Raw genomic sequence first — 16,125 nt, 5'->3', positions numbered from 1 at the left:
TTTCACTCACACTGCCCCCCCCCTGTGGGAGCGGGCTTGCTCGCGAAAGCGGTGTATCAGTCGACATTGACGTTGACTGACACAGCGCCTTCGCGAGCAAGCCCGCTCCCACACAAGCCCGTTCCTACATTGGGACTGTGGTGTTTGCCACAAGCTTGATCCCCGTCAGTAGCCCACCTTCGCGCAATCACTACCATCGCGCTTCCATCGAAAGCCAGGGACGGCTCATTGGGAGCCGCGGCTGCACACGCTCAAGGAAGAGGCACTCATGCGTTCACTCAAGATCATTCTGCTGTCATCCGCCTTCAACGGCCTGACCCAACGGGCCTGGCTGGAATTGCGCGAGGCCGGGCACTCACCCAGCGTGGTGCTGTTTACCGACGAAGACGCAGTGCTTGAACAAATCGAACACGCCGGCGCCGATCTGGTGATCTGCCCGTTCCTCAAGGACCGGGTGCCGCAACAGCTGTGGAGCAACACCCGGCGCCCGGTGGTGATCATCCATCCGGGCATCGTCGGTGATCGCGGCGCCAGCGCGCTGGACTGGGCGATCACCCATGAGCGCGAGCGCTGGGGCGTCACCGCGTTGCAAGCGGTGGAGGAAATGGACGCCGGACCGGTCTGGGCCACGTGCGAATTCAACCTGCCCCAGGGCCTGCGCAAATCCGAGTTGTACAACGGGCGGGTCAGCGACGCGGCGATTCGTTGCATCCGCGAAGTCGTGGAAAAATTCGTCACCGGTTTCGTGCCGGTGCCGGTGGATTACAGCCAGCACCACGTGTTGGGGCGCTTGCAGCCGAACATGAAACAGGTCGACCGCACCTTCAGCTGGCACGACTGCTCACGCTTTATCAAACGCAGCATCGACGCAGCCGACGGTCAGCCCGGTGTGTTGGCCAGTCTGGCGGGCGGTCAGTACTACGTGTATGACGCTCATCTGGATTCACGCAGCGGTACGCCGGGGGAAATTCTGGCAGTGCATGACGACGCGGTGCTGGTGGCAACCGGTGATCACAGCGTGTGGATCGGATCGTTGCGGCGCAAACCGTTGCCCGGCGAAGAGACTTTCAAGCGCCCGGCCCGGCATGTACTCGCGCAACAGCTGCGCGAAGTGCCGACCCTCGATTGGTCAATCGCCTCAAACCCGTTCAACACCGAAGCCTATCAACCGATCCGTTATCGTGAATCCGGGCAAGTCGGCGAGTTGACCTTCGAGTTCTACAACGGCGCCATGAGTACCGAGCAATGCCAGCGGTTGGTGGACGCACTGCGCTGGGCCAAGGCGCGGGACACCAAGGTGCTGCTGATCAAGGGCGGACGCGGCAGCTTTTCCAATGGCGTGCATTTGAATGTGATTCAGGCCGCCGAAGTGCCGGGACTGGAAGCCTGGGCGAATATTCAGGCGATCGATGATGTCTGCGAGGAACTGCTCACCGCCCGGCAACTGGTGATCAGCGGAGTGAGCGGCAGTGCCGGGGCCGGCGGTGTGATGCTGGCGCTGGCCGCCGACATCGTCTTCGTCCGCGCCGAAATCGTGCTCAACCCGCACTACAAAACCATGGGCCTGTACGGCTCCGAATACTGGACCTACAGCCTGCCCCGCGCTGTGGGCCAGGCGATGGCGGAAAAACTCACGGAAGACTGCCTGCCGGTCAGCGCGACCCAGGCGTTGCAACTGGGGATGGTCCAGGAAATCGGTCCGCGCTGCCCGGATGAGTTTGGCTTGTGGGTGTTGCAACGGGCCAATGGCGCGTTGAGTGATCCGGCGTATGCGGCGATTCGCGAGCGCAAGGGTCGTAGCGATACGCAGTTGATGCAGCATTGTCGGAATGCGGAACTGGAGGAGATGCACCTGGACATGGTGCAGAACCGCAAGCAGTTTGCCGAGAAGTGCCGCAATTTTGTGTTGAAGCGCAAGGCGTGTGGGACGCCTGAGCGGTTGGTGGCGGAGTGGGCCAGGGCAGTTGAGTTAGCCGGTTGATTTTTCGGCGTCTGTGATGGCCTCTTCGCGAGCAAGCCCGCTCCCACAGGGGATTTTTGAACGACACAGATCCAATGTGGGAGCGGGCTTGCTCGCGAAGAACGATAACGCGGTCTCACGGTTGTAAAAGCAGCGCCACTAAAGCCGTCCACCCAGTCTGATGACTGGCCCCCAACCCGCGCCCGGTCTCGCCATGAAAGTACTCATGAAACAGCACCAGGTCGCGACTCGCCGGGTCAGCCTGCAACTGCGCATAACCGGCCATTGACGGCCGATTACCCTCTTCATCCCGCAAAAACAGCTTGGTCAGGCGCTGACTCAAGCTGTCCGCAACCTCTTCCAGCGACGCCAGAAACCCCGAGCCCGTTGGGTACTCCACCGAGAAGTTCTGATCGTAGTAACGGTGAAACTCGCGCAAGGATTCGATCAGCATGTAGTTGATCGGCATCCACACCGGCCCGCGCCAGTTGGAGTTGCCGCCATACAGCCGCGACTCGGACTCCGCCGGTTCGTAATGGGCGCACAGGCTGTCGCCGTTGATGCGGATGCCGAAAGGCTGTTCGGCGAAGGCCTTGGACAATGAACGAATGCCGAACGGCGAGAGAAACTCCCCCTCGTCAAGCATGCGTTTGAGCAAGTCCTTGGTGCGTTCGCCGCGCAGCAGCGCCAGCAACATGCGATTGCCTTCACCGGGCTCGGTCCAGCGCGACACCAGGCTGGCCAGGTCCGGGCGATGGCGCATAAACCCGAGCAATCGCTCGCGCAAACCAGGCAGGCCTTCGTGTTCGTGCTGCTCCAACACTTGCACCGCAAACAACGGCATCAGGCCGACAATCGAGCGTAAACGCAGCGGCTCGTTAACCCCGTCGGGACGGTGCAAGACGTCATAGAAAAACTGATCCTGCTCGTCCCACAAACCTTCGGCGTCGGAATCGATTTTATTGATCGCCCCGGCGATGTAGAGGAAGTGTTCGAAGAACTTCACCGCGATGTCGACGTACACGCTGTTACGCTTGGCCAGTTCCAGCGCGATGCGCATCAGGTCCAGCGCATACGCGGCGACCCACGCCGTGCCGTCGGCCTGATCGAGTTGATAGCCGGGCGGCAACATCGCCGAGCGGTCGAACAGCGCAATATTGTCCAGCCCCAGAAATCCGCCCTGAAACAGGTTGCGACCCTCGGCGTCCTTGCGGTTGACCCACCAGGAAAAATTCAGCAGCAACTTGTGGAAGATCCGTTCAAGGAAGTCCATGTCCCCTGCCCCGGTCAACGCCTTGTCCTGCTGATACACCCGCCAACAAGCCCATGCATGCACCGGCGGGTTGGCATCGTCGAAGCGCCATTCGTAGGCCGGCAATTGGCCGTTGGGGTGCATGAAACGGTCTTTGACCAGCAGCAACAATTGATGCTTGGCGAAGCCCGGATCGATCAGCGCAAACGCCACCGCTTGAAAGCCCAGATCCCACGAGGCGTACCACGGGTATTCCCAGGTGTCGGGCATCGAGACGATGTCGAAATTCGACAGATGCCGCCAATGCGTGTTGCGAATGTGCATGCGCTCGGGCGGCGGCGCGGGTTGCGCCGGATCACCGTCGAGCCACTGATTGACGTCGAAATAGTAGAGCTGTTTCGACCAGAGCAACCCGGCCAGGGCCTGGCGCTGCACATTGTGCGCATCGGGGTCTTTGATCTCGGTTTGCAGCGCGGCGTAGAAACCATCGGCTTCGGCCCGGCGTTGCTCGAACAAGGTTCGGGCGTTGATTTGCGGGGAACCGGCCGGGGCAAAGCGCAGGAACACGCTGCGGGTCTGGCCGGGGTCGAAGGTCAGCACGAAATGCGCGGCGACCTTGGTGCCGCTGTCATGCCGCACCGCGTCGGTGGCGCCATCGACAATAAAATCGTTGATCCCGTCCTTGAACGGCCCCTGCGCCGACACACCGTCGAGCTTGGGGAAATTGCTCTGGTTTTCGCAGAACAGCCACTCGCAATCGGCCTCGCCCCAGGCAGTGGCTTGTCGGTCAGTCAGTTGCGGATGACGGGCCAGGACCTGATAGCCGTCGAGGCTCAGGCTCGGTTTTTCACCATTGGCAATCCAGCTCCAGGTGTTGCGCGCCCACAGGTGCGGCAAAACGTGCAGGCGCGCGGGTTGATCGGCGCGGTTGTGCACGGTGATGCGCATGAAGATGTCGTCGGCGGTGTGCTTGGCATATTCCACGGTCACGTCGAAATAGCGATTGTCGTCGAACACCCCGGTGTCGAGGATTTCGTATTCGGTCTCGGCCAGGTCTCGGCGGGCGTTTTCGCGGACCAGATCGGCGTAAGGGAATTCGGCCTGCGGGTATTTGTAGAGCATGCGCATGTAGGCATGGCTCGGTACGCCATCGACGTAGAAATACAGTTCCTTGACGTCTTCGCCGTGATTGCCTTCGCTGTTGTTCAGGCCGAACAGGCGCTCTTTGAGAATCGGGTCGCGCTCGTTCCACAAACCCAGGCCCAGGCACCAGTGCTGGGCCTTGTCGGAGAACCCGGCGAGACCATCCTCGCCCCAGCGATAGGCACGGCTGCGCGCGTGTTCATGGGGAAAATAGCGCCAGGCGTCGCCGTCGCGGCTGTAGTCCTCGCGCACCGTGCCCCACTGCCGTTCGCTCAAGTAAGGCCCCCACTCACGCCAGTCCTGGGCCTCGCTGCCGGCCAAGCGCTGGCCTTCAGGGGTGTCGAGGATGTTCGCTGCGGATTTTGCCGGCATGGGGTGGTCCGTTGGGGCGGGAGACGGTTGCAGTGTAGTGCGCATGGCTTGGGCGGAATGTGAAAACTCTGACACCTTTGAAGCGACCGCAAGTCGCCCGTAGCAGCTGTCGAGCACCGCGAGGCAGCGTTCGGCTGCGAAGCAGTCGTAAAACAACCAACCCGCAGAATCAGACAATTCGAAATAGCCGGATCACGACGGCTTCGCCGCCGAACGCAGCCTCGCGGTGCTCGACAGCTGCTACAAAGGCAAGCTTGGAGATAGGCGTAGGCCATGGCTGCTCTTACAATGCGGGCACCTCTCTCTTCGGCCACCCCATGGACATTGACCTCGCCCGCACCTTCCTGGAAATCGTCCGCCACGGCAGCCTCGCCGCCGCTGCGGAAAAACTCCACGTGACCCAGACCGCGATCACCGCCCGGGTGCAGAAACTCGAAAGCCAGTTGGGCAGCACTTTGTTCGTGCGCAACCGCGCCGGTGCGCGCCTGACGCCGAACGGCGAGGCCTTTGTGGTCTACGCCAATCAACTGGTGCAAACCTGGGAAGCCGCCCGCCGCGACCTGCCGTTGCCCGAAGGCTATCGCGACGTGTTGCACATCGGCGGTGAAGTCAGTTTGTGCAATCCACTGATGCTCAGTTGGGCCGCCGAGCTGCGGGAGAAAATCCCCAGCCACGCGCTGCGCATGGAAATCCGCGACGGCGAAAACCTGCTGCGCCAACTGGAACTGGGGGTGCTCGACGCGGCGCTGGTCTACCAGCCCGAATACTGGCCGCGCCTGCAAGTCGAGCAGGTGCTGGAAGAAAAACTGATCCTTGTGCAACTGGCCGGCCAACCCGACCCGTACGTGTACATCGACTGGGGCCCGGACTTCCGCCGCCAGCACGACGCGGCCCTGCCGGAAAAAGCCAAGGCTGCCTTGAGTTTCAACCTTGGGCCACTGGCGTTGCAGTACCTGCTGGAGCACGGCGGCAGCGGTTATTTCCGCACTCGGGTAGTCCAGAGTTATCTGGAAAGCGGCGTGCTCGAAGCCGTGCCCAAGGCCCCGGAATTCAGTTACCCGACTTATCTGGTTTACTCCCGGGATCGGGATTCAGCGACCCTGCAACAGGCGTTCGACCTGCTGCGCGAAGTGATCAAGACCGACGATGACTGGTCCCAGCGCTGGAACCCGCTGAGCTGAGTACATCCAGAAGCGGCTTTTGCACCCGAGCATGGCGCATGTGCCCTCAAGGTTGGTCGAGCCGGATCGGCGGGATCGGCTAATCTGCTGTGATAACAATAATCACAGGTGATTGCAGTGAGGCAGACCACCCAGGCATTTCGCACCCGTTACCGCGCCGACATTCATCGGCTCTACAACCCATGGCTGCACGGCGCGTTTGTGCTGCTGTTCGGCATCGTCGCCATCGGCAGCTTTTGGCACACGGTGCAGCAAGTTCAGCCACTGGAATGGCTGGCGGTGCCGCTGACGCTGCTGTTCTTCAACTTCGGCGTGTACGTGGTGCATCGGCACCTCGGGCATCACAAGAAAAGTTTCGCGCGGATGTTCTACGCCCGGCATGCCGGCGACCATCACAGTTTTTTCGCCCCTGGCCACATGACCTACGACAGTGCCCGGGACTGGCGAGTGATTCTGTTCCCGGCGTGGCTGATCGTAGTGCACACGGTGGTGATTACCCTGCCCCTCTGGTGGCTATTTTCACAGCTCAACGCCAACGTCGCCGGGCTGTTCGGCGGCTGCATGGTTCTGGGTTACCTGACCTATGAAGTGTTCCACGCTTGCGAGCATTTGCCGCCGCGCAATCCGATCACCCGCGTGCCGTGGATTCGCCAGATGCGCCATCTGCATGAACTGCATCACCGCCGCGAGCTGATGCAGGAGCGCAACTTCAACATCGTGTTTCCGCTGATGGACTACCTGTTCGGCACCCTCTATTGGGAACCGGAGCAAGCCAACCCGCACCCGACGAGAACGCCCATGACCCGCATGCAACATCAGATCGAGATTGCCGGTAACCCGATTGCCGTGCTCGCCTACGCCAGCACCGTGACCCGTTGGCCGGAGTGGCATCCGTCGTCGCTCAAGGTCGATGGTCAGGCTGGTCCGTTGCATGCCGGGTCGCGGTTTGAGGAGGACATTCGCGCGGGCGGGCGTGACGGGCACTTGAGCTGGGAGGTCGAGGAGTATCTGCCGGGACGGCGCTGGAGTGCCCAGGCGCGGGGCGATCATGGGTTGTCGCTGGTGGTGACTTACGAGTGCGAAGCCTTCGGCGGCAGCACGCGGTTTGTTCGGACCCTGGATTATCAGTTCAGCGGCTTGGGCATGCGCATCGCCAATCAACTGCTGCTTAAACGGCGCATCGAGCGTGAATCGGCAGTATCGATGCTGGCGCTGCGCGAGATGGCGCAAAAACACCTGGGCCCCGCAGGAGTGAGCGCGTGAGAGCAGCTTTCAAGGTTCTGTTACTGCTGATCATCGTCTTTGTTGCCTATTTGCTGTTGATGCCGAACAAGGTGCAACCGGTGGCCTGGACACCGCCGCCGGCACCGCCCCTGACCAGCGGCGTGTATGCCGAGAATCAACGGCTCAAGGACGTGGCGCGCATCGGATCTTCGGACATCGACGGGCCCGAGGCGCTGCTGCTGGAAAACGGTGAGTTGCTCACCGGCCTGCATGACGGTCGGGTGATTCGCAGCAGCCTCGACGGCAGCGTCAGGACCGTGCTGACCGATACGGGTGGCCGGCCTTTGGGGCTGGCCCGGCATCCCAACGGTTTGCTGGTGATCGCTGACGGGGTCAAGGGTTTGCTGTCCCTCGATGCCCAGGGTCGGGTAATTCCACTGACCACGGAGGCGAATGGCGTGCCGTTCGGTTTTACCGATGACGTGGTGATCGACAAGCCCGGGCACTACGCCTACTTCAGCGATGCGTCGAGTCGCTGGGGTTACGGCAAGGATGGCGAGGCGATCATCGAGCACGGCGGCGACGGTCGTTTGCTGCGCTATGACTTCCAGTCCGGCAAGACCGCCCTGCTAATGGACAAACTGGAGTTCGCCAACGGCGTGACCCTCGGGCCGGAGGATGCCTATGTGCTGGTCAACGAAACCGGTGCCTATCGCATCAGCCGTTATTGGCTGACCGGGCCGAAAGCCGGGACGCATGATGTGTTCATCGACAACTTGCCGGGGCTGCCGGACAACCTGGCGTTCAATGGCCGCGACCGTTTCTGGGTGGCGCTGTATGCACCGCGCAACAAACTGCTGGATGCCACGGCGCAGCATCCGTTCATACGCAAAATGATCGTGCGGGCGCTGATGATCTTGCCTAAACCCGTGGAGAGACGAGCGTTCGCGCTGGGACTGGATCTGGACGGCAAGGTGATTGCCAATCTGCAGGATGCCGGCAGCGGCAACTACTCGCCGATCACCACCGTGCGCGAGTATGGGGAGTGGTTGTATTTCGGCTCGCTGAAAGAGCAGCACATGGTGCGATTGCCACTCACCGAAGCCCTGCACTAAACCCTGTGGGAGCGAGCTTGCTCGCGATGGCGTCAAGTCAGTCAATGCAAATGTCGACTGATACACCGCTTTCGCGAGCAAGCCCGCTCCCACAGGGGATATGGGGTTTATCGAGAACCTGCGGCAAACATAAATCAAATGTGGGAGCGGGCTTGCTCGCGAAGGCGTCAGGGCAGTCGATGCAAATGTTGACTGATACACCGCTTTCGCGAGCAGGCTCGCTCCCACAGGGGATATGGGGTTTATCGAGTACCTGCGGCGAACATAAATCAAATGTGGGAGCGAGCCTGCTCGCGAAGGAGTCAGGTCAGTCAAAGCAAATGTTGCCTGCCACACCGCTTTCGCGAGCAAGCCCGCTCCCACAGGGGGATTTAGGTGTTTGAGCTGTCGGGATTTGCAGGTTTTACGTCGTCTTCCGGTAGCTCATTGATACCCGGCTTGGTCTTTGGACGCTCGGTAATGTGCTGCGGGCTCAACGGTTCAGGACGCGTTGGAATCGGGTCATATCCGCCCTGCTCTTCGCTTGGGAACTTGGGACTTGTCATGGAAGGCACCTCTCAGCGAGTCATGGGTTGTTGAGACTCTGTACGTTCGAGGTGCCGGTTTATATCGCCGTTCCAATTTTTCAGTCACCGGTCGTCGGTGACTCAGGACGACGCCTGGAGTTGTTTGACGATCTTGTCCTTGACCAGCAGTCGCTGTTCCTTGAGCTTTTTCAGGGCGTCGTCGCTGGGCGCATCCGTTTTGGCGGTCTCAGCCTTGACCACCTCGGCGTCCGCTTGCGAATACTTGTTGATCAGTGAATCCAGTAATGGATCCTTGGTGCGTTTTTGCTGGATGACTTCCTTGGAAACTTTCAAGTCCTGATAAAGGTCGTGTGGCACCGGCATGGAACACCTCCGTTTGTTGATCGGCAGCAAACGCGATCAATTGCGTTCACCAACTATCAGAATGGCCTCGGTTACCCGGTTCTGTCGACCTCCTGTCAGACCAGCGGTGTCCGTTCGTCGTCGTTTTGCAATTGCGATCAAACCTTTCGTCGATCGCCGACCTCCACTGAATAACGATCACCTCGATCGCTTATAAAACACGTGTGGAGAATAACCAATGGACGGATTTACCCTGCGCCACCTCGCCCTGGCCGTAGCCTTGAGCACCAGCATGGGCAGCGCTTTCGCCGCCACTTCCAATGACTTCGTCGACAACGCGGCGGCTGGCGGCATCGCTGAAGTCGAAACCAGCAAACTGGCCCTGGAAAAAAGCGCATCGGCAGACATCAAATCCTTCGCCAACATGATGATCACCGATCACACCAAGGCTAACGAAGAGCTGGCAGCCCTGGCGAAAAAGCATGACATCGAGGTGCCGGACAGCACGACGATTGTGAATCAAGCCAAGGCGAAAATTCTCGACCTGCGCGATGAATCCTTCGATGCGGCCTACGCCAACAATCAGGTCAAGGCCCACGAAGACACCATCGCCCTGTTCAAGAAAGAAGCCGACACCGTGACCGACGACAAAAAACCCGGCGCCACCGAGCTGAAAGGCTTTGCACAGAAAATGCTGCCGGCGCTGCAAAAGCACCTGGAAGCAGCGAAAGAACTGCAGGCGAAGCACCCAAGCAAGTAACCAGCACCGCCCCCCCCTGTAACCCCTTGTGGGAGCGGGCTTGCTCGCGAAAGCGGTGTATCAGTCGACATTGACGTTGACTGACACGACGCCTTCGCGAGCAAGCCCGCTCCCACACAAGCCCGCTCCCACAGTTGGTTTATGCCAGGCGCCTAACCCCCATCTGTGTCGATATCGGCATCCGTTTCATCGCTGGGCTTAGGCCGGTCAGGGTGCGGTTTAAAACCGGGGCTGAATTCGTTGTCGTTGTCGGTGTGGACATTTTTCTGGTCGACGGCGTTGTTGGCGCTGTCCGGTTCAGGGGTGTTGCTGTCGCCTTCTCCCGGCGTCTTCGGGTCGATGGCCGGGTCATTGCGATTGATCGCCTGATCCTGCTGCTGGCTCATTGAATCGTCTTTCATAAGCACCTCGTTCGTCACTACTCAAGCACGGCTGAAACAGCCAGGCCTTGAAGATTCGAAGCCTTCCCCGGCGCAACGTTCCATCGCATGACCCGTAGGAGCTGCCGAAGGCTGCGATCTTTTGATCTTTGGCGCTTTCTGAATCGCTATAAATCAAGGGAAGGATCAAAAGATCGCAGCCTTTTGAATCGCCAAGATCAAGGGAAAGATCAAAAGATCGCAGCCTTCGGCAGCGCCTACTAGAGTTGTGGCCAAGGATGAAAAATCCTTCCGTTAGCGAACAACTATTTCGCACGGCAAATGTCACTGATGTGCGTCGATCAATTTTGGGGATTCGGCGCAACACTTTTGGGAGTCAAAACATGGCGGCACTGCAACGCAACACACTCGAAGCGATCAAAAACAACCAGACGCAACTGCTCGTCAATTGGACGAACAGCCTCGAGGCCAGTGGTGCCACGCGCAACATCAAGGAACTCGACCTCAAGCAACAGACGTCTGATTTCCTGCACCTGATCATTTCCGGGCTGGACCAAGGCAATAGCCAGAACGTCGCCGCCCCGGGTTGGGACGAGATTCGCCAGTTCCTCGAAAAACTGTCCAATAGCCGCGCCCAGCTCGGCCAGGACTCGCAACAAACCGCCAGTTTCATCTTCGCCCTCAAAGGCCCGCTGTTTACCTTGTTGCAGGCGCACTACCGCGACGACCCCGCACAATTGGCCGAACAACTCTGGGAAATCTCCGAGCTGCTCGACGCCTTGGGCATGCACACCATCCGCACTTTCCAGAAGTCCCGCGAAGCGGTGATCAAGCGCCAGCAGGAAGAATTGCTGGAACTGTCGACCCCGGTGGTCAAGCTATGGGATGGCGTGCTGGCGCTGCCGATGATCGGCACCCTCGACTCGCAACGCACTCAGGTAGTGATGGAATCGCTGCTGCAACGGATCGTCGACACCGGTTCGGAAATCGCCATCATCGACATCACCGGCGTGCCGACTGTCGATACCCTGGTGGCGCAACACTTGCTCAAGACGGTCACCGCGATCCGCCTGATGGGCGCCGATTGCATCATCAGTGGCGTACGTCCGCAGATCGCCCAGACCATCGTGCACCTGGGCCTGGACCTGCAAGGCGTGGTCACCAAGGCTAATCTGGCCGATGCCCTGAAACTGGCCCTGACCCGGTTGGGACTGACCGTCAACAAGGCGGTATAAGCCGATGGAGCGTATTCCGATTCTGAAAATGGGCGACTTCCTGCTGGTGACCATCCAGGTCGACATGCATGACCAGCTCGCCCTCACGCTGCAAGACGACCTGTCCGAGCGCATCAGCAATACCTCCGCCCGAGGCGTGCTGATCGATATCTCGGCGCTGGACATGGTCGATTCGTTTATTGGCCGGATGATCGGGACCATCTCCGGGCTGTCGAGCATCATGGATGCCCAGACTGTATTGGTCGGCATGCAGCCGGCCGTGGCGATTACCCTGGTCGAACTGGGCCTGACGCTGCCCGGCGTCAGCACGGCGTTGAACGTCGAGCGTGGGATGAAATTACTGCAGGACCGAGTACGCGAACAATGACCGTGCGCAGCAGCGGCAGCCAACCGATTCAAATCGAACAGGACGTGGTGCTGGCCCGCCAGACCGCGCGCAAACTGGCGCAGGAATGCGGCATGCGCCTGATCGACCTGACCAAACTGGTGACCGCCGTCAGCGAGCTGGCGCGCAACACCATGGTCTACGGCGGTGGCGGCGACATGGACTGGCAGATCCTCGACGAAAACGCCCGTACCGGTCTGCGCCTGGTCTTCCGTGATGAAGGGCCGGGCATTCCCGACATCAAACTGGCGATGACCGACGGCTGGACCTCCGGCAGCGGGCTGGGCCTGGGCCTGACCGGGGCCAAGCGCCTGGTGGAAGAGTTCGAACTGGAAACCGAGCCTGGCAAAGGCACTCGCATAACGATTACCCGATGGACATGAATATTGGCGGCAGCCTGACGCTCGTCTTGCCGATCGAAGACAGCAGCCAGATCGGTCATGCCCGGCGCACCGCGCAACAACTGGCGGAGAAACACGGCTTCGACGCCACCGATGCTGGCCGCGTGGCGCTGGTGGTGACGGAATTGGCGAGCAATGTGCTCAAGCACGCTAAACACGGTGAATTGCATATCAGGAGTTTGCCGCGCCCGACAGGCGCCGGGGTTGAAATCCTCGCCGTGGATCGCGCTGGCGGCTTTGATTTGCAGGCGTGCCTGGCCGATGGCTTTTCGACCCGAGGCACCCAAGGCATCGGGCTCGGCGCGGTGTCGCGCCAGACCGAAGTGTTCGATGTGTATGCCGATCACCGTGGCGCGGTGCTGCTGACACGCTTGTACCCGCGCAGCGACAAGGCGCCGGATCGACGAATAGGCATCAGCCAGCATTCGTTGCACAACGACCCGGCGTGCGGCGATGTCTGGCACCTGGCATTCGACGGCGGCTGCATCAGCGCCCTGATCATCGACGGTCTCGGCCATGGCGAAGACGCCGAGCGCGCCGCCCGCGCCGGAGAGAAAGTCTTCGCCATGGCACCGTTCGCTTCACCGACGCTGTTGCTTGAGGACATGCATCACGCCATGATCGGCACCCGAGGCGGCGCGGCGGCCTTCGCGCAATTCGATGGCGATGCCTTGAAGTTCGTCGGTATCGGCAACATTGGCGCCAGCCTGATCGGCCCGGACAAATCCCGTGGCCTGGCCTCCCACCCCGGTATCGTCGGTGGCCAATACCGGCGCGCGCAACCCTTTGACTATGCTCAAGTGAACGGACACCTATTGATCATGTACAGCGACGGCCTGCAGTCCCGTTGGAACCTGCAAGACTACCCCGGCCTGGTGCACCGTCATCCCGCCGTGATTGCCGCCGTGCTGCACCGCGATTTCTGTCGCGGGCGGGACGATGTAACGGTATTGGTCGTTGCCCTGGAGGCCGCCCATGGCTGAGTCACCCAACCTGACGCCCGACGAACAAACGATGCTGATCGCGCAATTGCAGAGTGAAGCCACTGCGCTGCGCGACGAACTCGACGAAACCAATCAGGGCGTGTTGGCGTTGTACGCCGAACTCGACGAACAGGCCGAGCAATTGCGCCAGGCTTCCGACCTGAAAAGCCGTTTCCTGTCGTACATGAGCCATGAGTTCCGCACGCCACTGGGCTCGATCCTGAGCATTACCGGCCTGCTGACCGATGAACTCGACGGCCCGTTGAGCCCCGAACAACACAAACAAGTGGCGTTTGTCAGCGGGGCCGCGCGGGAATTGAGCGACATGGTCGACGACCTGCTGGACCTGGCGAAAATCGAGGCCGGACGTATCAGTATTTCCCCAGCCTGGTTCGACATGCTCGACCTGTTCGCCGCCCTGCGCGGCATGTTCCGGCCGATTGTCGATGGCAGTGCCGTGGACCTGATCTTCGAAGAACCGGTTGGCCTGCCACGGCTGTACACCGACGACAAGAAACTCGCACAGATCCTGCGTAACTTCATTTCCAACTCGCTGAAGTTCACCACCCGTGGTGAAGTGCGGGTTTCGGCGCGCCTGGAGAACGCTGATCACGTGCGTTTCGCCGTCAGTGACACAGGAATAGGTATCGCCCCGGAGCTACATGGCGCATTGTTCGAGGACTTTTCACAGGTAGACTCGCCCTTGCAAAAACGCCTGCGCGGCACCGGACTCGGTTTGTCCCTGTGCAAACGCTTCGCCGAGCTGTTGGGGGGCGAAGTCGGGGTGCAGAGTACGCCGGGCACCGGTTCGACCTTTTTCGTGATCATCCCGCTGGCCATCGCCGTGGAGCCTGCCGATGAAACGTGACATCCGCTTGTTGATCGTCGATGACAACGTCGCCACCCGCTACGCCTTGCGCCGGCGCCTGGAACGGCACGGCTACGAAATCCTCGAGGCCGGTACCGGCAGCGAAGGCCTGGCGCTGATCGACAGCGAACTGATTGATGCACTGATCCTCGACGTCAACCTGCCGGACATGAGCGGCTTCGACATCGTGCGCAAACTGCGCACCGAGGCGGCCACCGCCCTGCTGCCAGTGATTCACGTATCGGCGGCCTCGATCCAGACCGGCGACATCATCACCGGCCTCGACGCGGGTGCCGATGCCTATTTGATCCACCCCGTTGACCCCGACGTGCTGCTCGCCACCCTGCGCACGCTGCTGCGGGTGCGCGACACCGAGAATGCCTTGCGCGAAAGCGAGGCGCGCTTCCGCGAGATCTTCACCAATGTTTCGGCGCCCATCGCGGTGATGGACGCGACGTTGAAAGTCCACGAATGCAATCACGCCTTCGCCCAGTTGATCCAGGAAAACCTCGACCCGGACAGCCTGCGCGAATGCTTTGCCGACGATCAGGGCGCAGTGATTGATGAACTGCGCCTGCGCCTGGCGTACGGCGAGCGCTGGAAAGGCACGCTGAACATGCGGGTCGAAGGCGAGGTGCGGGAAACCGAGTGGCAGATTTCGCCCTACCGCACTCCGGAATTGAGCCTGGTGTTCGTCGAAGATGTCACCGAGCACCGCCATCGCGAGCGCTCGCACCTGGCGCGGCTCGACGACGCCACCACGCAACTGGCCAAGGAAGTCGCCGAACGGGTGCGCACCGAAGCGCAGTTGCTGCAAGTGCAGAAAATGGACGCACTGGGCAAGCTGACTGGCGGCATCGCACATGACTTCAACAACTTGCTGACGGGCATCATCACCAGCCTTGAACTGATTCAGAAACGGGTGACGGATGGGCGCACCGAAAAAGTCCAGTTCTACGCCGAAGCGGCGCTGAACTCGGCCATGAGCGCCGCGTCCCTGACCCATCGCCTGCTGGCCTTCGCCCGTCAGCAGCCGCTGGATACCCGGCCGGTGGACATCAACGAGAACATCCGTTCCCTTGAAGAACTGTTGGTGCGCACCATCGGCGAGCGCATCGCGCTGAAACTGGAATTGACCACCAAGCCCTCCATTGCGCTGGTCGATCCGATCCAGTTGGAAAGTGCCGTGCTCAATCTGGTGATCAATGCCCGGGATGCGCTGCCTCAGGGCGGCAATATCTGGGTCAGCACCTACGCCGCCTATTCCCACGGCGACCCGAATCTCGCGGACGGCGCCTACATCGCACTGGCGGTGCGCGATGACGGCACCGGCATCGAACACAGCGTAATCGACAAAGTGTTCGACCCGTTCTTCACCACCAAGCCTCTGGGCCAGGGCACCGGTTTGGGCCTGTCGACGATTTACGGTTTCGCCCGCCAGTCCGGCGGCGATGCGCACATCCGCAGCGTGGCCCGACGCGGCACCGAAGTGACCATCATGTTGCCGGCGAGTACCGATCCCCTCGCAGCCGCAGAGGAAACAGTGGTCTCCGACTCACAAGGCTCGGGCGAGCATGTGTTGATCGTCGAAGACATGCCCTCGGTGCGCATGTTTGTCGCCGAAGTGCTGGTGGATGCCGGTTATCGTTGCACCCAGGTGGAAGACATCGAAACGGCCCTGGAACGGTTGCAGAACGATCCAACGATTGACCTGATGCTGACTGACGTCGGCCTGCCGCGCATGAGCGGGCGGGAACTGGCGGATGTCGCCCGGGGCTGGCGCGAACGGTTGCCGATCCTGTTCATGACCGGCTACGCGGAAAACGCCCTCAACCGCCAGGAGTTCCTCGGCGTAGGCATGGACATGCTGGTCAAGCCGTTTCAGATCAGCGAATTGCTGGACAAAGTCAGGCGCAGCCTCGACGGCGCCTGAGTCATTCAAGATCAAAAGATCGCAGCCTCCGGCAGCTCCTACACCGATCCCTGTAGGAGCTGCC

At 60.7% G+C, this 16,125-nt stretch carries 15 protein-coding genes; 11 read left to right on the top strand and 4 right to left on the bottom strand.

Features of this window, described 5'->3' with window-relative positions:
* Nucleotides 1-268 precede the first annotated feature (268 nt).
* Nucleotides 269-1,981 carry a hydrogenase maturation protein gene (locus LOY68_RS13955; protein WP_265045277.1) on the top strand — a complete coding sequence of 571 codons (1,713 nt, stop codon included), beginning with the start codon at nt 269-271 and terminating at the stop codon, nt 1,979-1,981.
* A gap of 115 nt (nt 1,982-2,096) precedes the next feature.
* Here LOY68_RS13955 and LOY68_RS13950 read toward each other — a convergent pair whose 3' ends face one another.
* Complete coding sequence (locus LOY68_RS13950; RefSeq protein ID WP_265045275.1) at nt 2,097-4,727, bottom strand: MGH1-like glycoside hydrolase domain-containing protein; 2,631 nt, start codon at nt 4,725-4,727, stop codon at nt 2,097-2,099.
* Between the two features lie 317 nt (nt 4,728-5,044).
* Between LOY68_RS13950 and LOY68_RS13945 the strand changes: the two genes are divergently transcribed.
* The 3 genes from LOY68_RS13945 to LOY68_RS13935 all read left to right on the top strand — a co-directional run bounded on the left by LOY68_RS13945 (nt 5,045) and on the right by LOY68_RS13935 (nt 8,247).
* Nucleotides 5,045-5,908, top strand: coding sequence for a LysR family transcriptional regulator (locus tag LOY68_RS13945; protein ID WP_163909823.1), 864 nt, complete (start codon nt 5,045-5,047; stop codon nt 5,906-5,908).
* Between the two features lie 117 nt (nt 5,909-6,025).
* Nucleotides 6,026-7,171, top strand: a complete 1,146-nt coding sequence (locus LOY68_RS13940; protein ID WP_265045272.1) for an SRPBCC family protein — start codon at nt 6,026-6,028, stop codon at nt 7,169-7,171.
* Between the two features lie 59 nt (nt 7,172-7,230).
* Nucleotides 7,231-8,247 (top strand): SMP-30/gluconolactonase/LRE family protein, encoded by a 1,017-nt coding sequence (locus tag LOY68_RS13935; protein WP_413787192.1) that lies wholly within the window; start codon nt 7,231-7,233, stop codon nt 8,245-8,247.
* A 371-nt stretch (nt 8,248-8,618) separates the two neighbouring features.
* On the opposite strand, the gene LOY68_RS13930 is transcribed toward LOY68_RS13935, so the two are convergent.
* Nucleotides 8,619-8,792, bottom strand: a complete 174-nt coding sequence (locus LOY68_RS13930) for a hypothetical protein (RefSeq protein WP_265045269.1) — start codon at nt 8,790-8,792, stop codon at nt 8,619-8,621.
* Between the two features lie 102 nt (nt 8,793-8,894).
* On the bottom strand, nt 8,895-9,137 hold the full coding sequence (locus LOY68_RS13925) for a DUF465 domain-containing protein (protein WP_163909821.1): 243 nt from the start codon (nt 9,135-9,137) through the stop codon (nt 8,895-8,897).
* Nucleotides 9,138-9,354: 217 nt separating this feature from the next.
* Here LOY68_RS13925 and LOY68_RS13920 point away from each other — a divergent pair, with 217 nt between their 5' ends.
* The gene (locus LOY68_RS13920; RefSeq protein ID WP_054055104.1) at nt 9,355-9,876 is read left to right on the top strand and encodes a DUF4142 domain-containing protein; all 522 of its coding nucleotides are present in this window, start codon (nt 9,355-9,357) and stop codon (nt 9,874-9,876) included.
* Nucleotides 9,877-10,028: 152 nt separating this feature from the next.
* Here the strand turns inward: LOY68_RS13920 and LOY68_RS13915 are convergent, their stop codons facing one another.
* Nucleotides 10,029-10,277, bottom strand: a complete 249-nt coding sequence (locus LOY68_RS13915) for a hypothetical protein (RefSeq protein ID WP_163909820.1) — start codon at nt 10,275-10,277, stop codon at nt 10,029-10,031.
* Nucleotides 10,278-10,639: 362 nt separating this feature from the next.
* Between LOY68_RS13915 and LOY68_RS13910 the strand changes: the two genes are divergently transcribed.
* The 6 genes from LOY68_RS13910 to LOY68_RS13885 are packed head-to-tail and all read left to right on the top strand — an operon-like array spanning nt 10,640 to nt 16,061.
* Complete coding sequence (locus tag LOY68_RS13910) at nt 10,640-11,491, top strand: STAS domain-containing protein (RefSeq protein ID WP_265045266.1); 852 nt, start codon at nt 10,640-10,642, stop codon at nt 11,489-11,491.
* A gap of 4 nt (nt 11,492-11,495) precedes the next feature.
* Entirely contained in the window at nt 11,496-11,858 is a 363-nt protein-coding gene (locus LOY68_RS13905; RefSeq protein WP_054055098.1) for an STAS domain-containing protein, read from the top strand.
* Nucleotides 11,855-12,259, top strand: coding sequence for an anti-sigma regulatory factor (locus tag LOY68_RS13900; RefSeq protein ID WP_054055096.1), 405 nt, complete (start codon nt 11,855-11,857; stop codon nt 12,257-12,259). Before LOY68_RS13905 ends, LOY68_RS13900 begins: the two co-directional genes overlap by 4 nt.
* On the top strand, nt 12,256-13,260 hold the full coding sequence (locus LOY68_RS13895; protein WP_265045779.1) for an ATP-binding protein: 1,005 nt from the start codon (nt 12,256-12,258) through the stop codon (nt 13,258-13,260). Before LOY68_RS13900 ends, LOY68_RS13895 begins: the two co-directional genes overlap by 4 nt.
* On the top strand, nt 13,253-14,128 hold the full coding sequence (locus LOY68_RS13890) for a sensor histidine kinase (RefSeq protein WP_054055094.1): 876 nt from the start codon (nt 13,253-13,255) through the stop codon (nt 14,126-14,128). Before LOY68_RS13895 ends, LOY68_RS13890 begins: the two co-directional genes overlap by 8 nt.
* The gene (locus tag LOY68_RS13885; RefSeq protein ID WP_265045262.1) at nt 14,118-16,061 is read left to right on the top strand and encodes a response regulator; all 1,944 of its coding nucleotides are present in this window, start codon (nt 14,118-14,120) and stop codon (nt 16,059-16,061) included. Before LOY68_RS13890 ends, LOY68_RS13885 begins: the two co-directional genes overlap by 11 nt.
* The last annotated feature ends 64 nt before the right edge of the window (nt 16,062-16,125 follow it).

The sequence above is a fragment of the Pseudomonas sp. B21-053 genome, from assembly GCF_026016365.1.
In the GTDB taxonomy this organism is placed as follows: domain Bacteria; phylum Pseudomonadota; class Gammaproteobacteria; order Pseudomonadales; family Pseudomonadaceae; genus Aquipseudomonas; species Aquipseudomonas nunensis.
This window is presented reverse-complemented; position numbering and strand designations above follow the sequence as displayed.

What these genes read in the sequence shown, in the direction of transcription:
- LOY68_RS13955 (WP_265045277.1), top strand. Translation starts at nt 269, where the DNA reads ATGCGTTCACTCAAGATCATTCTGCTGTCATCCGCCTTCAACGGCCTG.
- LOY68_RS13950 (WP_265045275.1), bottom strand. Translation starts at nt 4,727, where the DNA reads ATGCCGGCAAAATCCGCAGCGAACATCCTCGACACCCCTGAAGGCCAG.
- LOY68_RS13945 (WP_163909823.1), top strand. Translation starts at nt 5,045, where the DNA reads ATGGACATTGACCTCGCCCGCACCTTCCTGGAAATCGTCCGCCACGGC.
- LOY68_RS13935 (WP_413787192.1), top strand. Translation starts at nt 7,231, where the DNA reads ATGCCGAACAAGGTGCAACCGGTGGCCTGGACACCGCCGCCGGCACCG.
- LOY68_RS13930 (WP_265045269.1), bottom strand. Translation starts at nt 8,792, where the DNA reads ATGACAAGTCCCAAGTTCCCAAGCGAAGAGCAGGGCGGATATGACCCG.
- LOY68_RS13925 (WP_163909821.1), bottom strand. Translation starts at nt 9,137, where the DNA reads ATGCCGGTGCCACACGACCTTTATCAGGACTTGAAAGTTTCCAAGGAA.
- LOY68_RS13920 (WP_054055104.1), top strand. Translation starts at nt 9,355, where the DNA reads ATGGACGGATTTACCCTGCGCCACCTCGCCCTGGCCGTAGCCTTGAGC.
- LOY68_RS13915 (WP_163909820.1), bottom strand. Translation starts at nt 10,277, where the DNA reads ATGAAAGACGATTCAATGAGCCAGCAGCAGGATCAGGCGATCAATCGC.
- LOY68_RS13910 (WP_265045266.1), top strand. Translation starts at nt 10,640, where the DNA reads ATGGCGGCACTGCAACGCAACACACTCGAAGCGATCAAAAACAACCAG.
- LOY68_RS13905 (WP_054055098.1), top strand. Translation starts at nt 11,496, where the DNA reads ATGGAGCGTATTCCGATTCTGAAAATGGGCGACTTCCTGCTGGTGACC.
- LOY68_RS13900 (WP_054055096.1), top strand. Translation starts at nt 11,855, where the DNA reads ATGACCGTGCGCAGCAGCGGCAGCCAACCGATTCAAATCGAACAGGAC.
- LOY68_RS13895 (WP_265045779.1), top strand. Translation starts at nt 12,256, where the DNA reads ATGAATATTGGCGGCAGCCTGACGCTCGTCTTGCCGATCGAAGACAGC.
- LOY68_RS13890 (WP_054055094.1), top strand. Translation starts at nt 13,253, where the DNA reads ATGGCTGAGTCACCCAACCTGACGCCCGACGAACAAACGATGCTGATC.
- LOY68_RS13885 (WP_265045262.1), top strand. Translation starts at nt 14,118, where the DNA reads ATGAAACGTGACATCCGCTTGTTGATCGTCGATGACAACGTCGCCACC.